Origin of the sequence: Halomonas sp. CSM-2 (assembly GCF_002119345.1) — a bacterium.
In the GTDB taxonomy this organism is placed as follows: Bacteria; Pseudomonadota; Gammaproteobacteria; order Pseudomonadales; family Halomonadaceae; genus Vreelandella; species Vreelandella janggokensis.
In genome coordinates, this window is record NZ_NBYR01000016.1 from 52,181 (window position 1) to 69,426 (window position 17,246).

Genomic DNA, 17,246 nt, shown 5'->3' on the forward strand with positions numbered 1-17,246 from the left:
AAGCCTGCGAGCAATCGCAGGCTTTTTCTTGTTTGGCGCGAGCGCTTTCAAGCAGCCATCCAGCATGGATGTTTGCTGATATTGGTAATGGCGACTAGTCTTGTACAAGTTGTGTGTAACGCATGATACATCAGTTTTTATTCAACAGGAGGTTGACGTTATGTCCAGCCCTGAGCATAAGCAGAAAATATGGAAGATGATCAAAGACATTAAAGTCGGCATGCTAGTAACGCTGGATGACGATGTCCCGCGAGCCAGGCCGATGCACCTGGTGCAGGATGACTATGACGGTACTCTGTGGTTCTTTACCCGGCGCAGTGCTGAAAAGGTAACCGAAACCGAGCGTGATCATGATGTATGCCTTAGCTTCTCTGATCAGGAAGAGGGTATCTACGTGTCGCTATCGGGCAAGGCCAACCTCACCGATAGCCGCGATCTGATTGAAAGATACTGGAACCCTTTCATCGCGGCCTGGTTCCCGGAAGGCAAAGACGATCCTGACGTGGCCCTGCTGGAAGTCAAGGTGCAAATGGGTGAGCACTGGAAAGCCAAGGAAAGCAAGGCGTTCCAGCTATATGAGGTAGCCAAAGCCAACGTCAAAAAAGACACGACACCAAACCTTGGCGAAAACGAAAAGTTCGGTGGCTAGTGCAGCCGGGCGGCAACCAAGCCGCCCGTCTGGTATTAGAGCTTGACGGTGGGGTCGCCAAAGCCTTGAGGCACATACAGGTTGTGCTCACCAAGGTTGCGGGTATCGGTTTCACCGCAAAGTGCCATGGTGGTGTCCAACTCCTTGTGGATGATCTCCAGCGCCCGAGTGACGCCGGCCTCGCCCGCAGCGCCCAGTCCATAGGTGTAGGCTCTACCGATGTAGGTGCCCTTGGCACCCAGCGCAAGCGCCTTGAGGACATCCTGGCCCGAGCGAATCCCCGAATCGAGATGCACCTCCACCTTGTCGCCCACGGCGTCCATGATGGCGGGCAGCATACGGATAGAGCTCATGGCACCATCCAGTTGGCGCCCCCCGTGGTTGGAAACGATGATGGCATCCACGCCGATTTCGGCGGCACGACGCGCATCTTCTGGCGCCATGATGCCCTTGACGATCAGTTTGCCGCCCCACCACTCCTTGAATTGAGCAATTCGATTCCAGTCCAGCGATACATCAAACGCTTCCGCCGTCCAGGTTGATAATGACGAAGGGTCCGTCACCCCTTTGGCATGGCCGACGATATTGCCAAATGAGCGCCGCTTGGTTTGCAGCATTTCAAGCCCCCAGGGAATCTTGGTGGCCATGTTGGCGATTGAGCGAGGGGTCAATTTGGGGGGCGCTGACAGCCCATTCTTGATGTCTTTATGGCGTTGGCCAAGCACCTGCAGATCCACCGTCACCACAATCGCGGAACACTTCGCCGCTCTGGCGCGTTCGATCAGACGGCGCATGAAATCGTCATCTTTGAGCGTGTATACCTGGAACCAAAACGGCTTGGTGGTGTGCTCGGCAACGTCTTCAATCGAACAGATCGACATGGTCGACAGGGTGTATGGCACGCCGAATTTCTCGGCTGCCCGCGCCGCCTTGATCTCACCGTCAGCGGACTGCATGCCGGTCAGCCCCACTGGCGCCAGGGCCACCGGCATGGCCACGTCTTCGCCGATCATCTGGTTGCGCGTGGTACGCCCCGACATGTCGACCGCCACTCGCTGCTTGAGGTGGATGTGCTGAAAGTCGCTGGTATTTTCGCGAAAGGTCTGCTCTGTCCAACTGCCCGACTCAGCATAGTCATAGAACATCTTGGGCGTGCGGCGGACATAACGACGACGGAGATCTTCGATATTGGTATAGACCGGCATGTGTAATCCTATGAAGTGTAAGAATGGCAGCAGACGTTCTCGGCAGCAGACCCAGACCACCACCAATGACTTTTTTAACAGAATACCGCCTTGAATACATAGCCCGGCATAAAATTAAACGGCAGGATGATAAGGCGTCATCGCACTCCGGTTTTTTCGTTCGCGCTGTTGACGTGTGGGTTATGAAAGCGCAAGGTGGTGGCAGTTGGATAGCAAGTTGAACGTAGTCAGTAGCATCGAAGCATCTTTAGTGTTTGAGCCTGGTGAAAGTTTCTTGTTCTACCCATCGCAACTCGGGTATTTCCCCGGCATACATTTCGCTAAATCGAGGATTTCGATCATGGCAACTGGCACAGTAAAATGGTTTAACGACGCAAAAGGCTACGGCTTCATTTCTACATCAGAAGGCGGCGACGACCTGTTTGCGCACTTCTCCGAAATTCAGGCTGAAGGCTTCAAATCCCTGCAAGACGGTCAAGAGGTTTCTTTTGACGTCACTCAGGGTCAAAAAGGCCTTCAAGCTTCCAACATTAAAGTACTGTCGTGAACGACATGCTGTAACGTTGGCTACCGACGCGTCGGTAAGCTTAAAACCCCGCCATGTGCGGGGTTTTTGCGTATCTATCCCGGCGTTTTTGTGTTGAAAAGTGTGCGTGCCGACCGCTCCAGCATGTATCAAAGCGTCACTTTACCCCGCAGATTCTTGGTTTTGCCTTTACGCGTTTTGGCATCCACCCGTTTGCGCTTGGCGGAACGGGTGGGTCTTGTCGGCTTGCGCGTTTTTTGCTGCTTGACCGCTGCGCGAATCAATTCGCGTAGCCTTGCCAGGGCATCTTCGCGGTTTTGCTCCTGGGTGCGATAGCGCTGGGCCTTGATGATGATCACGCCTTCCTGGGTGATGCGCTGATCGGTCAGCGCCAGAAGCCGCTCTTTGTAGAAGGGCGGCAAACTCGAGCGATGAATGTCGAAACGCAGATGGATGGCCGAGGCCACCTTGTTGACGTTCTGGCCGCCAGCTCCCTGCGCACGAATGGGGTGCAGCTCGATTTCCCATTCAGCCAGCTCCACATTGTTGGAAATACGTAGCATAGGACTCCTTGGCATACTGGGTTGATCGTAAAATGTCATAAATGGTTTGACTGGCGACGAGCGTCGCAATCCGTTTAGGGCCTTTTGACGTTTCATCGCGGTGCGAATGAAACGTCAAAAGATCCTATATGTTTATAATAGGTAGTTTTTTTATGCCATGGAGAAGCCGATGAACGACGTTATCAAGCTGCTGACCTCGCACCGTTCGATCCGCAAGTTTGAGTCGCGCGAGATGCCCGACGGATTATTAACTGAACTGATCCGCGCTGGGCAGGGCGCCGCGACGTCCAGCCATATTCAAGCCTACAGTGTGATGCGTGTCACCGATATGGCGAAACGTGAACAGTTGGTCGAGCTAACCGGCGGCCAGGGCTACGTGGCAAGCTGCAGCGAGTTTTTGGTCTTCTGTGCCGACATGAAGCGCCCGCTTGAAGCCGCCGAGCGCACTGGGGAGGAGGACGTCATCAGCGGCATGACCGAACAGTTGCTGGTCGCCACGGTGGATGTATCGCTGGTAGCGCAAAACGTGGCCATTGCGGCGGAGTCGGAAGGGCTCGGCATCTGCTATATCGGCGGGATACGCAATAATCCCCAGGCGGTCAGTGACCTGCTGGACCTGCCGACGCATGTCTACCCGGTATTTGGTATGTGCATCGGCTATCCCGCTCATGACCCCGATGTTAAACCACGTCTACCGGTTGAGGCGGTGCTCAAGGAAAATCATTACAGCGATGACTCTGAGCAAGTCGCAGCCTTCGACCAAACCATGCAAACCTACTATCAGGGCCGTAAAGGTGGCAACAAAGACACGGATTGGTCGCACAACCTGACGCCGTTATTTACCCAAAAGCTGCGTCCGCATATGCGTGAATTTCTGATCGAGAAAGGGTTCAAGATGCAGTGAGGGAAAAGCCTGCGCCGCCGATCTACTTAGACAAGCATCGACGGTTTGAATAATGCAGTACGGTCGATGGTGTTGCCTGACAGCATGAATTCCCCCATGCCCCGGTAGTGCAGCGATTCCTCATCATCGGCCGAGGGCGCTACATGGGCTTTCACGACCTCAAAGATAAACAGGTTGTAGCGTTCAACCATGGCGTCATCGCGTAGTTGGCACTCAATGGACGCGTAGCACTCCTCAATTAGCGGCGCCCCCACCTTCTCTGCTTTGCCTGGAGTGAGGTCAAAGGTCTTGAATTTGTCGACCTCGCTCCCGGAGCAGTTCCCGATACTCACCACCGTATCGACAAGCGACGCCGAGGGAATATTGATCACGCATTCCCCGCTATGATGTACAAGCGCGTGGGAGTGATTGCCAGCGGCGATAACGCACCCGATGAGCGAGGGCGAAAACGCCATGACCATGTGCCACCCCAGGGTCATGATGTTGGGTTGCGCTTGCCATTGCGATGAAACCAGCACAATCGGGCCGGGCTCGAGAAAGTGTCTGATATTCGAGACAGGAAAGTCTTCCTTCATCATCGTCGGGTGTGTCATCAACAACCTCCGATTGGGTTTGATTGAACTGGGTCAAGCGCTCGGGCGGCGCATCACTGTCATCAATACCCCCGCGCCGATCAAGCTACCGGCACCGCAGCGGTGTAAAAGACGGCGAAACTTGGCGGTCATCAGTTTCCGGCTTGTCGTCGACAGCAGTGTGTAGCCGAAATCCGAGATGACCCCTATTGCCAGAAAGGTGGTAAACAGAATCGCCAACTGGGGCGCCAACGGATGGCTCTGGGTAATGAACTGCGGCATGAAGGCCATGAAGAAAAGAATGCTTTTGGGGTTCAGGAGTGTCACCCAAAAGGCCTTGGCAGTGCCTTGCTTGACGTTGGCACCAGAGGCTTCCAGGTCATTCAGTTGGCCGGATTCTCGCCACATCTTGATGCCCAGATAAAGCAGATAGAGAACCCCTAGCCATTTAACGATGGCGAATAGCTCCGCCGACGCCATCAGCAGGGCGCCTACGCCGGCAAACGAAAGTGACATCGCCACCAGGTCGCCCAAGAAAAAGCCGGGCAGCATCGCTAAAGCTGCCTTGCGTCCCTGGTTGATGCCGGTCATGACCAGTAGAGCCACCGCGGGGCCGGGGGAGGCGATCACCAAAAACGAGGCCAGTACAAACGACAGCCAGAGTTCAATCGACATAGCGTTAACCTTCTTGAACTTAGATCACTAGTGATAGCTATTACTATAGTTTTACTTCGATAGCGATGTCAGCCGAAAGCTATCCCTGCAACACAATCGCGAGCGAAGTACAGCCAGTCCCTCAGCATTTGTTTTAAGTGGATGGTAGTGGGCTATAGCGGCGGGTGTTATTCATTCGTGAATCTTTATGTTACGTTATAACGTTTTATATAGTGAGGTTTATGTATGAGTGAGCACATTACGCACAGGAAGCAGGCAAGCACCGATGCTCAGGGAGCGCCAGTTGATAAAGTCTGGGAAGCCAAGCTATTGGCCATGCCACCCAGTGACTATATGAACGCCGAGCAGCTGGCATTTTTCCGCCAGCGGCTGCTCGATGAGCGTGCCGAAATTGAGGTGCACTTAAATGAAATGAAAGAGGTGATCGCCTCCCGTGAGCGCGACAGTGACGAATCGGATCAAGCCTCCTTTGAAGAGGAACTGCGGCTGGCATTGCGTCAGGCTGATCGCGTATCACGCTTTGTGTTTATTACCCAAAACGTGGCGCACGACACCGTGGCCGAGCTTTACAACTTCTTCAACTCATCTCAAGAGGTAGCCCAATGACCGTTTTAACCTTACCCGATATCGCCAGCCAAACTACTCGCTTACCGAGTACCTTGACCTGGGTGGGCATGGAGGGCATTGCGCTACCTGCACAGTTGGGTACTCGCAGCGTGATAGTCAAACTGGACGCAGGGGTGAGCCTTGATGATAGCGAAGCGCGCGGTATCCATATGTCGCGGCTGTATTTGGCGCTGTCACCGCTTGAGGACGCACCGCTTACCTTGCCAGCCGTGAAAGACATATTGAGCGCGTTTTTAACCAGCCAGGAGGGGTTATCCCAGCATGCGTACCTGAATGTGGAAGGAGAACTGCCGCTCAAGCGGCAAGCCCTTATTAGTCCGCTCGCCGGGTGGAAAAGCTACCCCTTTTCACTGTGCTGCCAATTAACGCCTGATGGTTTTCAGGCTGAGCTAGGGGTGACGGTGGGCTATTCATCAACATGCCCCTGCTCGGCGGCGCTGGCGCGGCAGTCTATCCAGCAAGCCTTTAAGGAGGATTTTTCGGAAATTCCGTTAACCCAATCGGCGGTACTGGCATGGCTGGGCAGCGAAGAGGGTATATTAGCCACGCCCCACAGTCAGCGCAGCTTTGTCGAGTGTTCGCTGCGTTTAGCAGAAGGCGAAAACGATGAATTGCCCATTGCAGACTGGTTGGAGGGTACGATTGATCGTATCGAAACGGCGCTAGGCACCGCACTGCAAACCGCGGTGAAACGTATCGACGAGCAGGCCTTCGCCCTCGCCAACGGGCAAAACCTGATGTTCTGCGAAGACGCGGCACGGCGGGTCGATAAAGCCCTGCGGCAAGCACCGGGTGTAAGCGGTTTTCAGCTCAAGGTAGTGCATGCGGAGAGTTTGCATGCCCACAATGCGGTGGCACGCAGCGAGTGGAATGGGTAAACGTGACGGGGCGCTTGCTACTAGACGCTAAACGATTATTGGCCTTCCGTGCGGTGCTTGTTTAGGATCAGTAACGAACCTCAATAAAAAATAGCGAGCCGTCCTCATGAAGCCAGAAACCATTGCTCTCCACCATGGCTATTCGCCCGATTCCCAAAACGCCGTGGCGGTGCCGATTCATCAAACCACGTCGTTTTCCTTTGACAATGCGCAGCACGCGGCGGATCTGTTTGATCTTAAAGTGGAAGGCAACATCTACTCGCGCATCATGAACCCCACCTGTGCCGTGTTGGAACAGCGGGTCGCTGCGCTGGAGGGCGGTATCGCCGGGCTGGCGGTGGCGTCGGGGATGGCGGCGATCACCTATGCGATCCAGACCATCGCCGAAGCGGGCGATAACATTGTTTCGATCAGCGAGCTGTATGGCGGCACCTACAATCTGTTCGCCCACACCTTGCCACGCCAGGGTATTCAGGTGCGTTTTGCCGACAAGGACGATATCCAAGGCATCGAAGCACTGATCGACGAGCGAACCAAAGCGGTTTTCTGCGAAAGTATTGGTAACCCCTCGGGGGGAGTGGTCGACCTGGCGAAGCTCGCCGAGGCGGCTCATCGTCACGGGGTGCCGGTGATGGTCGATAACACCACCGCGACGCCGTTCCTGTGTCGGCCGATTGAACACGGGGCGGATATCGTCATCCATTCCGCCACCAAATATATCGGTGGCCACGGCACCACCGTGGGCGGCGTGATCGTGGATTCGGGCACCTTCCCCTGGGCCGCGAACGCCAATCGCTTTCCTCTACTCACTGAGCCCGATGTCTCCTATCACGGCGTGAGCTATACCCGCGATGTGGGCGATGCGGCCTTTATTGCGAGGGCCCGTGTCGTGCCTTTGCGCAATATGGGCGCGGCGCTTTCTGCCCAGGCGGCCTGGAACCTGCTTCAGGGGCTGGAAACCCTGTCACTTCGCATCGAACGCATCTGTGCGAATGCCCTGGCCGTTGCCAAGCACCTGGAAAGCCACCCGTTGGTCACCTGGGTGCATTATGCCGGCTTGGAAAATCATCCCGATCACGCGCTGGCCAAGCAGTACATGAACGGCCACGCCTCGGGGATTCTCAGTTTCGGCATTGAAGGGGGCCAGGCCGCCGGTGAGCGCTTCTACGATGCCCTGGCGCTCATTCTGCGGCTGGTCAATATCGGCGATGCCAAGAGCTGTTCTTCCATTCCGGCGTCGACCACGCACCGCCAACTGAATGAGGAAGAGCTCAAAACCGCTGGTGTCACACCGGATATGGTGCGCCTGTCGATCGGTATTGAGCATATCGACGACCTGCTGGCGGATATTGATCAAGCGTTGGCGGCCTCACAAGGGTCGTGACGCTAATGGAAGCGAGCATGACGCTCCCACGTCAAATGGCGGTACCCTAAGCGTTATGCTGATAGGTGGCTTGATCAGAATTTTGTGAGCTTGCTAACGAATTTAGACGTTGTCGGGGCCATCATGCACACTGGTCTGGGTCCATGTTGTAATTAAACAACGCAGTTGAATCAAAGGTTGAATAGTATCTGGCGATGATGGCGTTAGATCCTAGGCGGCTGAGAAGCGCTTTGACTAACGTCGAAAATGGACAGTGCCCAACGTTTGACCCGCGGCACTGCAGGAAGGTAAAGCTTACGTCATACAATACAAGGAGAATGCGAGTGAAAATAGGCGCACCGAAAGAAAGTGCCCGGGGGGAGGCGCGCGTCGCGCTCACCCCCGAGAGCGCCCAACATATTCAGAAGCTGGGCCATGAGTGCCTGATTGAAGCTGGCGCCGGTGAGGCGGCGGGCTTTAGTGACGCCGCGTATCGCGACGCGGGCGTGAGCGTTGTCGACGGCGCTGATGCGCTGTGGCGCGACGCCGAGGTGGTCATTAAAGTCCGCGAGCCTTCCGATGACGAAGTCAAGCAGCTGCACGAAGGTCAAACCCTGATTACCTTCTTCTGGCCAGCGCAAAACGAAGCGCTGCTGGAAGCCTGCAAGGCGCAGGGTGCCACCGTGGTGGCGATGGACATGGTGCCGCGTATTTCTCGGGCACAGAAGATGGACGCGCTATCGTCCATGGCCAATATTGCGGGTTACCGTGCCGTCATTGAGGCAGGCAACAACTTCGGCCGCTTCTTTACCGGTCAGGTCACCGCCGCCGGCAAGGTGCCGCCTGCCAAAGTGCTGGTGGTCGGCGCTGGCGTGGCGGGCTTGGCGGCGATCGGTACGGCAACCAGCCTGGGCGCCGTTGTGCGCGCCTTTGACGTGCGCCCCGAAGTGTCTGAACAGATTGAATCCATGGGCGCCGAGTTCCTGTTCCTCGAATTTGACGAAAGCCAGGACGGTTCCGAAAGCGGTGGTTACGCGGCACCTTCCAGCCCCGAGTTCCGCGAAAAACAGCTTGAGTGTTTCCGCGAGCAGGCGCCGGATGTGGATATCGTGATTACCACCGCGCTGATTCCCGGTAAGCCAGCTCCCAAGCTGTGGCTTGAGGATATGGTTGCCGCGATGAAGCCCGGCTCGGTGATTATCGACCTGGCAGCCGAGAAAGGCGGCAACTGTGACCTGACCAAGCCCGACGAGCGTGTGGTGAGTGATAACGGCGTGGTCGTGGTGGGTTACACCGATTTCCCCTCGCGCATGGCCACCCAGGCGTCGCTGCTGTACGCCACCAATATCCGTCATATGCTGACCGATCTCACCCCCGAGAAAGACGGTGTGATCAATCACAACATGGATGACGACGTGATCCGTGGTGCCACCGTCGCGCATCAAGGCGAGATCACCTTCCCGCCGCCGCCGCCCAAAGTGAAAGCGATTGGCGCGGCTCCGCCGAAGAAGAAAGAAAAGGAACCGACGCCGGAGGAGAAAAAAGCCGCCGAGCATGCGGCGTTCAAGGCTCAGACCAAGCGACAGGCAGGCTTGTTGGCGATAGGTGGTGCCCTCATGCTGCTGCTTGGCCAGGTGGCGCCCGTCTCGTTCATGCAGCACTTCATTGTGTTTGTATTGGCCTGCTTTATCGGTTTCCAGGTGATCTGGAACGTCAGCCACTCGCTGCACACGCCACTCATGGCGGTGACCAACGCAATCTCGGGCATCATCATTCTCGGCGCTATCCTGCAGATCGGCACGAGTAGCGTGATCGTCGGCATATTAGCCGCCATTTCGGTGCTGATTGCGACCATTAATATCGTGGGTGGCTTCCTGGTGACACGCCGGATGCTCGCCATGTTCCAGAAATCCTAAGCAGCGGAGAAACGATATGTTAGGTCAAGGATTCGTATCTGCTGCGGCGATCGCGGCAAGTGTTTTGTTTATCCTCTCATTGGGGGGGTTGAGTAACCAGGAGAAAGCCAAGCGAGCGGTGTGGTACGGCATCGTCGGCATGGCGGTAGCGGTGTTCTTCACTGCCTTTGGCCCCGGTATCGGTGGCTACTGGTGGCTGATTCCGATGATGATTATCGGCGCCGCCATCGGGGTATACCTGGCTAAAAAGGTCGAGATGACCGAAATGCCCCAGCTGGTGGCCGCACTGCATAGTTTTGTCGGTCTGGCCGCGGTGTTTGTTGCCTGGAGCGCGGATCTGGAGCGCCGCCGGGTGATGGCGGCACAGGCCGCCGATGGCGCGATGCAGGAGTTTTCCGCCTTTGCCGCGCTGGTGGCGACCAAAGCCCCCGATGAGCTGATGTTCCTGCAGATCGAGGTGGTGCTGGGGATCTTCATCGGCGCGGTGACCTTTACCGGCTCGGTCATCGCCTTTGGCAAGCTGGCTGGCAAGGTTGACGGTAAGCCGAAGCAGCTGCCGGGTGGGCATATGCTCAACGCCGGGGCAGCGGCGCTGTCGCTTCTGCTGGCGATCATGTACCTCAACGGCGCGGGCTTCTGGACGCTGATCCTGCTGGCAGCGCTGGCGTTCTTTATCGGCTACCACCTGATCATGGGCATCGGCGGGGCGGACATGCCGGTCGTGGTCTCCATGCTCAACAGCTACTCGGGCTGGGCGGCAGCTGCCATCGGTTTCACGCTATCCAACGACCTGCTGATCGTCACCGGCGCACTGGTGGGCTCATCGGGTGCCATTCTCTCGTATATCATGTGCAAGGCGATGAACCGTAACTTCATCAGCGTGATCCTGGGCGGCTTTGGCGGCACCCAAGGGCCGGCCGCCGAGATCGAAGGCGAGCAGGTGGCGATTGATGCAAACGGAGTAGCCAGTGCCTTGAACGACGCCGACAGCGTCATTATCGTGCCGGGTTACGGCATGGCAGTGGCGCAGGCGCAAACCGCCGTCAGCGACCTGGTACGCAAGCTTCGTGCGGCGGGTAAGGAAGTCCGCTTCGGTATTCACCCCGTGGCGGGACGTCTGCCGGGGCATATGAACGTGCTGCTCGCCGAGGCCAAGGTGCCGTACGATATCGTGTTGGAAATGGATGAAATCAATGATGATTTTGCCACCACCGACGTCGTCATCGTTATCGGTTCCAACGACATCGTCAATCCGGCTGCCGAGGAAGACCCCAACAGCCCGATCGCTGGCATGCCCGTGTTGAAGGTCTGGGAAGCCAAGCAGGTGTTCATCTGCAAGCGTGGCCAGGGCACCGGCTACTCGGGGATCGAGAACCCGCTGTTCTTCAAGGAAAACAGCCGCATGTTCTACGGCGACGCCCGCGACAGCATCAACTCGCTACTGCCGATGGTCGAATAGGTCGACCCACGCAGATAACGATCCAGAACGAAGCCCGCGAGCCATCGCGGGCTTTTTTATGCTGTGCAGGCCCTCGATACGCCTGCTATGGTCATTGACCGCCTTCTTTTTCGAGCACTTGCTACCATGAACCAACGCCCTGACCCCCGCGTGCTGCTGCGCCTGCTGGGGCTGCTTCGCCCTTATCGGGTGCGGCTGGCCCTGGCAGGCCTGGCGCTTTTGTTGGCCTCGGGGAGCGTTCTACTGCTCGGCAACGGACTGCGTCTGGTGATCGATCGTGGGTTTCTGGCTGCGAATCAGCAGGCGCTGGCCCAATCGCTGGCGCTGATGCTGGCCGTGGTGACGGTACTGGCGCTGGCGTCCGCGCTGCGCTACTACCAGGTGACCTGGATCGGCGAGCGGCTGGCGGCCGACTTGCGCCAGCGCGTGTTTGACCATTTGCTGACCCTGGAGCCGAGCTTTTTCGAGAGCGCAAGCGACGGCCGTGCCGCTGGTGAGATCGCCTCGAGGCTGACGGCGGATACCAGCGTCCTGCAAAGCCTCTTCGGCTCGTCGGTGTCGCTGGCGCTGCGTAACCTGGTCATGCTGGTAGGCGCCGTGGTGCTCATGCTGGTGACCCAGCCGTGGCTGTCGGCGATGGTGCTGATCGGCATTCCGGCGACGCTGTTACCTATTGTGTGGTACGGCCGGCGGGTCAGGCGGCTGTCACGAACCAGTCAGGATCGGGTGGCCGAGCTTGGCCGCTATGCCGAAGAAGCGCTGAGTGGCATCCAGACGCTTCAGGCGTTTACCCACGAGCCAGTGGATAAGACGCATTATAGCGAGCGTGTAGAGCAAGCTTTCTCCAGTGCTGTTGAACGCACCCAGCAGCGCGCCTGGCTGACCGGCATCGCCATGCTGGTGGTATTCACCGCCGTGGGCTTGATGCTCTGGCAGGGCGGTCAGGCCGTATTGGCCGGCACCATGAGCCCCGGTGAGCTCTCGGCGTTCATCTTCTACGCGGTGCTGGCGGCAGGAGCGATTGCCACCCTGGCCGAAGTGGCAGGCGACGTGCAGCGTGCGGCGGGGGCGGCGGAACGCCTGCTGGAGTTGCTCGATACCCAACCCAGGATCCAGTCCCCCGTGCCGCCGCAAGCCCTGCCCAGACCATCGCAGGGCGATATTGCGCTGGAAAACCTAAGCTTCACTTACCCTGGCCGGGAAACCCCGGCGCTGGTTGATGTTGATCTGCATATTCAGCCGGGCGAACGGGTCGCCGTGGTGGGACCCTCGGGGGCCGGTAAAAGTACCTTGCTGGCGTTGTTGCTGCGTTTTTACGATCCAAGTCAGGGGCAAGTCACCCTGGATGGCTACGATATCCGCACCCTGGATCTGGTGGCCTTGCGCCGTGTCATGGGGCTTGTGGCGCAGGCGCCGGTGCTGTTCAGTGGTACGGTGGCCGAGAATCTACGCTATGGGGACGCTGAAGCGAGTAATGAAAGGCTACGCATGGCAGCCCAGGATGCCAGCGCTCTGGACTTTATCGATGCGCTTCCGCAAGGTTTCGATACGCCCCTTGGCCCTGGAGGCGTGCAGCTTTCCGGCGGTCAACGTCAGCGCCTTGCCATCGCCCGGGCGCTGCTCAAAGATCCTGCCGTGCTGTTGCTGGATGAAGCCACCAGCGCGCTGGATGCGGAAAGCGAGCGCCTTGTCCAGCAGGCGCTGGATCGGCTGATGGTCGGGCGCACCAGCATCGTCATTGCCCACCGGCTGGCCACAGTGATCGCCGCGGATCGCCTGCTGGTGTTCGACGGCGGGCGGTTGGTGGCGGCGGGAACGCACCGCGAGCTGATCACGACCAGTGCGCTCTATCGCCATTTGGTCGCGTTGCAGTTTGGTGGTGAAACGTTATAAAACAGTTGCGTGATCAATACGGGAATTGCCATGTCGAGTTTTCTTCAACGCCTCCGCGCCGTCCACGCCCCCTCGATCGGGCTTGGCTGCATGAACCTTTCTCACGGCTACGGTCAGCAAGTGCCCGAGCCGGAGGCGCTGCGCGCCCTCGATGCAGCGTTCGATATGGGCTATCGCCACTTTGATACCGCCACGCTCTACGGCGCCACGGCCAACGAAACGCTGCTTGGCCGCGCGCTGAAGGGGAAGCGTGAGCAGGTGCTACTGGCCAGTAAGTGCGGCATGGCGATTGACCCCGAGACAAACAAGCGGTTGATCGATGGGCACCCCGACACGCTACGTCGCCAGTGCGAGGCCAGCCTTAAACGTCTGCAAACCGATCACATCGATATCTATTACCTGCACCGCCTCGACCGCCAGGTGCCGATCGAGGAAAGCGTCGGGGCGCTGGGCCGTCTGGTGGATGCGGGCAAGATCGGCGGGGTGGGGGTTTCCGAAATTTCCGCGGCGACGCTGCGCCGTGCAGTGACGGAATACCCCATTGCCGCCGTGCAGTCTGAATACTCGCTGTGGACGCGCAATCCCGAGATTGCCCTGCTAGAGGCCTGCCGGGAGACGAATACGGCCTTGGTGGCGTTCAGCCCGCTGGGGCGCGGGTTCTTGGCCGAGGCGATCAGTGACCCGGCGAGCTTGCCCGAGGGCGACATGCGCCGTCATATGCCGCGCTTCAGCCCGGATAACTTTGCCCATAACCGGGAGTTGCTCGATGACGTCACACGGCTTGCCAAGCGTCTAGGTGTTACCTCTGCTCAGTTGGCGTTGGCGTGGGTCAATGCCCAGGGCGCCGACGTCATTCCGATCCCCGGTTCCACCTCGATGGCCCATATGCGCGATAACCTCTCGGCCGAGACGCTCTATCTGGATGCCGCCACCTGTCAGCAACTCACCGCGATGCTGACGCCCGAGCAGGTCGCTGGCGGGCGCTACAGCGACGCCCAGCAGGCCGACATCGACACCGAAGAGTTTACCGTCAACCGCTAGGCGAGTGTGCTTGACGGGTGAGTCATATTGCTTATAGGTCAAGGCTATTAAATCATTGGTTAAATGCAAATTGAGACTATGGCGATAGTGGTCTAAAACATTAACAAGACAAATGCGGTGTTGGCGGGGTCATATACGACTAGCGAGCACCCATCGATGGTTGTGCTGGTACTTGCCAGCGACAAAAGCAATTGAGGGGAGAGCAATATGAGCGGCAAATGTCCGGTAATGCACGGGGGCAACACCTCCACAGGTACGTCCAACAAGGATTGGTGGCCGGAAGGCATCAACCTGGAGATCCTGCATCAGCAAGATCGCAAATCCAATCCGATGAGCCCTGATTTCAACTATCGGGAAGAAGTCAGAAAGCTCGATTTTGATGCGCTCAAGCAGGATGTTCACGCCCTGATGACCGATAGCCAATCGTGGTGGCCGGCAGACTGGGGCCATTACGGCGGTTTGATGATCCGTATGGCATGGCACTCGGCAGGTACCTACCGTATTGCCGATGGTCGTGGCGGCGGCGGTACCGGCAGCCAGCGCTTCGCGCCGCTCAACTCCTGGCCCGATAACACCAGCCTTGATAAGGCGCGTCGTCTGTTGTGGCCGATCAAGAAAAAATACGGCAACAAGATCAGCTGGGCCGATCTGATGATCCTGGCCGGTACTGTTGCCTACGAATCCATGGGGCTGCCGTCCTACGGGTTCTCGTTCGGCCGTGAAGATATCTGGGAACCGGAAAAAGATATCTATTGGGGCGATGAGAAAGAGTGGTTGGCGCCTTCAGATGAGCGTTATGAAGATGTCGATAGCCCCGAGACCATGGAAAACCCGCTGGCAGCCGTCCAGATGGGCCTTATCTACGTTAACCCCGAAGGTGTTAACGGCCAGTCGGATCCGCTGAAGACCGGTCAGCAGATACGCGAAACCTTCGCCCGTATGGCGATGAACGACGAAGAAACCGCCGCGCTGACTGCTGGTGGTCACACTGTGGGCAAGTGTCACGGTAATGGCGATGCCTCTGTGCTGGATGCCGAGCCTGAAGCCTCAGACGTTGAGAATCAGGGTTTCGGTTGGGGCAATCCAAACATGGACGGCAAGGCCAGCAATGCCGTTACATCGGGTATCGAAGGCGCATGGACGACGAACCCAACCCAGTTCGACATGGGTTACTTTGACCTGCTGTTTGGCTACGAATGGGAACTCAGGAAGAGCCCTGCTGGCGCAAATCAGTGGGAGCCGGTGAACATCAAGGAAGAAGACAAGCCGGTCGATGCCAGTGACCCGTCGATACGTCATAACCCGATCATGACCGATGCGGACATGGCGATGAAGATGGATCCGACCTACCGGGCGTACTGCGAAAAATTCATGGCTGACCCGGAGTACTTCAAGACGACGTTCGCCAAGGCGTGGTTCAAGCTGACCCACCGCGACCTGGGGCCGAAAGCACGCTACATTGGCCCGGAAGTACCCGACGAAGACCTGATCTGGCAGGACCCCATTCCGGCGGGTAACACCAACTACTCCGTCGAGAAGGTCAAAAAGCAGATTGCTGAAAGTGGTCTCAGCCAGAGCGACATGATCACCACTGCCTGGGACAGCGCACGGACCTATCGCGGTTCCGACATGCGCGGCGGTGCCAACGGCGCGCGTATTCGTCTTGCCCCGCAGAAAGACTGGGCGGGTAACGAGCCCGAGCGGTTGGCCAAGGTGCTGGCAGTGTACGAAAAAATCTCTGCCGACTCGGGTGCCAGCATCGCCGATGTGATCGTGCTGGGCGGCAGCGTAGGCATCGAAAAAGCGGCTAAAGCGGCGGGTTACGAGGCGCTTGTACCCTTCACACCGGGTCGCGGTGACGCCACTGACGAGATGACCGACGCCGATTCCTTCGCGCCGCTCGAGCCGCTGGCCGATGGTTTCCGTAACTGGCAGAAGAAAGATTACGTGGTCAAGCCGGAAGAAATGCTCCTCGACCGCGCGCAGTTGATGGGCCTGACCGGGCCGGAATTAACGGTTCTGCTCGGTGGTATGCGTGTCCTGGGCACCAACTTCGGTGGCACCAAGCATGGCGTATTCACCGACCGTGAAGGCCAGTTGACCAATGACTTCTTCGTTAACCTGACCGACATGAGTTACGCCTGGAAGTCAGCAGGTAACAACACTTACGAAATTCGTGACCGCAAAACGGATGCCGTCAAGTGGACCGCCACGCGCGTTGACCTGGTGTTCGGCTCCAACTCTCTGCTGCGTTCCTACGCGGAAGTTTATGCCCAGGATGACAATGGCGAGAAGTTTGTGAACGACTTTATCGCCGCCTGGACGAAAGTGATGAACGCGGATCGCTTCGACGTTTAAGCGCGACGCCGCCATCGACAAGGCGCTGCCCTCGGGCAGCGCCTTTTTTTTGCCACTAGTGCCGGCTCTTTTCTGTGGTTTAGGTCGTCACGTTCAGCGCTGGAATGCGCAGTAGCTGGCGTAGCTGCGGCAAACGCTCTTCCAGCAGATCTGCCAGGGTGTAGCGATCGAGTACAGCAAAAAACGCCTCCAGCGCCTCGTTGAGCACAGGTGGCAGGCGGCAGGCGGGGGTGATCACGCAGGCGTTTTTGTCGCGAAAGCACTCCACCAGGCCAAATTCAGACTCGGTATCGCGCACCAGGGCACCGAGTTTGATGCTGGCAGGGTCGCGCTTCAGCCACAGGCCGCCGTGCTTGCCGCGTAGGGCGGTGAGGTAACCTTTTTGGTTGAGCTCCTGGACGATCTTCATCACGTGATGGCGCGATACGTTATACGTCGAGGCGATCTCGTCGATCGTTGCGCGCTCCTCGCCTTTTACCGCCAGATAGAGCAGCACGCGAATGGAATAATCGGTAAAGCTGGTCAGGTGCATAGACAGTCCGCGACGGGTCGAAGGGCGATCGCTCAAACCTCCATTATACGGTGAATTGGGGACAAGGCGAAGCGCGCTCAAGGAC

16 protein-coding genes are annotated in these 17,246 nt (G+C 57.8%); 11 read left to right on the forward strand and 5 right to left on the reverse strand.

Going from position 1 to position 17,246, the window contains the following annotated elements; genetic code table 11:
* The first annotated feature begins 160 nt into the window (after window positions 1-160).
* Entirely contained in the window at window positions 161-649 is a 489-nt protein-coding gene (locus B7L15_RS14580; protein ID WP_085919670.1) for a pyridoxamine 5'-phosphate oxidase family protein, read from the forward strand.
* A gap of 35 nt (window positions 650-684) precedes the next feature.
* On the opposite strand, the gene B7L15_RS14585 is transcribed toward B7L15_RS14580, so the two are convergent.
* Entirely contained in the window at window positions 685-1,854 is a 1,170-nt protein-coding gene (locus tag B7L15_RS14585; RefSeq protein ID WP_085919671.1) for an alpha-hydroxy acid oxidase, read from the reverse strand.
* Window positions 1,855-2,194: 340 nt separating this feature from the next.
* Here B7L15_RS14585 and B7L15_RS14590 point away from each other — a divergent pair, with 340 nt between their 5' ends.
* Window positions 2,195-2,401: a cold-shock protein gene (locus B7L15_RS14590; RefSeq protein ID WP_085919672.1), complete on the forward strand. Its 207-nt coding sequence runs from the start codon at window positions 2,195-2,197 to the stop codon at window positions 2,399-2,401.
* Window positions 2,402-2,529: 128 nt separating this feature from the next.
* On the opposite strand, the gene arfB is transcribed toward B7L15_RS14590, so the two are convergent.
* A complete protein-coding gene (gene arfB / locus B7L15_RS14595) occupies window positions 2,530-2,943 on the reverse strand; it encodes an alternative ribosome rescue aminoacyl-tRNA hydrolase ArfB (protein WP_085919673.1) in 414 nt (137 codons plus the stop codon).
* Window positions 2,944-3,112: 169 nt separating this feature from the next.
* Here arfB and nfsA point away from each other — a divergent pair, with 169 nt between their 5' ends.
* On the forward strand, window positions 3,113-3,847 hold the full coding sequence (nfsA, locus tag B7L15_RS14600) for an oxygen-insensitive NADPH nitroreductase (protein WP_085919674.1): 735 nt from the start codon (window positions 3,113-3,115) through the stop codon (window positions 3,845-3,847).
* 26 nt (window positions 3,848-3,873) lie between these two features.
* Here nfsA and B7L15_RS14605 read toward each other — a convergent pair whose 3' ends face one another.
* Both B7L15_RS14605 and B7L15_RS14610 read right to left on the reverse strand, forming a co-directional pair.
* Window positions 3,874-4,440, reverse strand: coding sequence for a flavin reductase family protein (locus tag B7L15_RS14605; protein ID WP_085919675.1), 567 nt, complete (start codon window positions 4,438-4,440; stop codon window positions 3,874-3,876).
* A 33-nt stretch (window positions 4,441-4,473) separates the two neighbouring features.
* Window positions 4,474-5,094: a LysE family translocator gene (locus B7L15_RS14610; protein WP_085919676.1), complete on the reverse strand. Its 621-nt coding sequence runs from the start codon at window positions 5,092-5,094 to the stop codon at window positions 4,474-4,476.
* Between the two features lie 225 nt (window positions 5,095-5,319).
* Here B7L15_RS14610 and B7L15_RS14615 point away from each other — a divergent pair, with 225 nt between their 5' ends.
* From B7L15_RS14615 to katG, 8 genes are all read left to right on the forward strand, one after another.
* On the forward strand, window positions 5,320-5,700 hold the full coding sequence (locus tag B7L15_RS14615; protein WP_233337291.1) for a hypothetical protein: 381 nt from the start codon (window positions 5,320-5,322) through the stop codon (window positions 5,698-5,700).
* Window positions 5,697-6,599: a GTP cyclohydrolase FolE2 gene (gene folE2, locus B7L15_RS14620; protein ID WP_085919677.1), complete on the forward strand. Its 903-nt coding sequence runs from the start codon at window positions 5,697-5,699 to the stop codon at window positions 6,597-6,599. The genes B7L15_RS14615 and folE2 overlap by 4 nt, the downstream gene beginning before the upstream one ends.
* Window positions 6,600-6,705: 106 nt before the next feature.
* Window positions 6,706-7,983: an O-acetylhomoserine aminocarboxypropyltransferase/cysteine synthase family protein gene (locus tag B7L15_RS14625; RefSeq protein ID WP_085919678.1), complete on the forward strand. Its 1,278-nt coding sequence runs from the start codon at window positions 6,706-6,708 to the stop codon at window positions 7,981-7,983.
* A gap of 323 nt (window positions 7,984-8,306) precedes the next feature.
* The gene (locus B7L15_RS14630) at window positions 8,307-9,878 is read left to right on the forward strand and encodes a Re/Si-specific NAD(P)(+) transhydrogenase subunit alpha (RefSeq protein ID WP_085919679.1); all 1,572 of its coding nucleotides are present in this window, start codon (window positions 8,307-8,309) and stop codon (window positions 9,876-9,878) included.
* 16 nt (window positions 9,879-9,894) lie between these two features.
* Window positions 9,895-11,337: an NAD(P)(+) transhydrogenase (Re/Si-specific) subunit beta gene (locus B7L15_RS14635; RefSeq protein WP_085919680.1), complete on the forward strand. Its 1,443-nt coding sequence runs from the start codon at window positions 9,895-9,897 to the stop codon at window positions 11,335-11,337.
* Window positions 11,338-11,463: 126 nt separating this feature from the next.
* A complete protein-coding gene (locus tag B7L15_RS14640) occupies window positions 11,464-13,230 on the forward strand; it encodes an ABC transporter transmembrane domain-containing protein (protein WP_085919711.1) in 1,767 nt (588 codons plus the stop codon).
* A gap of 30 nt (window positions 13,231-13,260) precedes the next feature.
* Window positions 13,261-14,271, forward strand: coding sequence for an aldo/keto reductase (locus B7L15_RS14645; RefSeq protein WP_085919681.1), 1,011 nt, complete (start codon window positions 13,261-13,263; stop codon window positions 14,269-14,271).
* Between the two features lie 207 nt (window positions 14,272-14,478).
* Window positions 14,479-16,629: a catalase/peroxidase HPI gene (gene katG, locus B7L15_RS14650; protein ID WP_085919682.1), complete on the forward strand. Its 2,151-nt coding sequence runs from the start codon at window positions 14,479-14,481 to the stop codon at window positions 16,627-16,629.
* A gap of 79 nt (window positions 16,630-16,708) precedes the next feature.
* Here katG and B7L15_RS14655 read toward each other — a convergent pair whose 3' ends face one another.
* On the reverse strand, window positions 16,709-17,161 hold the full coding sequence (locus B7L15_RS14655; protein WP_085919683.1) for an Rrf2 family transcriptional regulator: 453 nt from the start codon (window positions 17,159-17,161) through the stop codon (window positions 16,709-16,711).
* Window positions 17,162-17,246 lie beyond the last annotated feature (85 nt).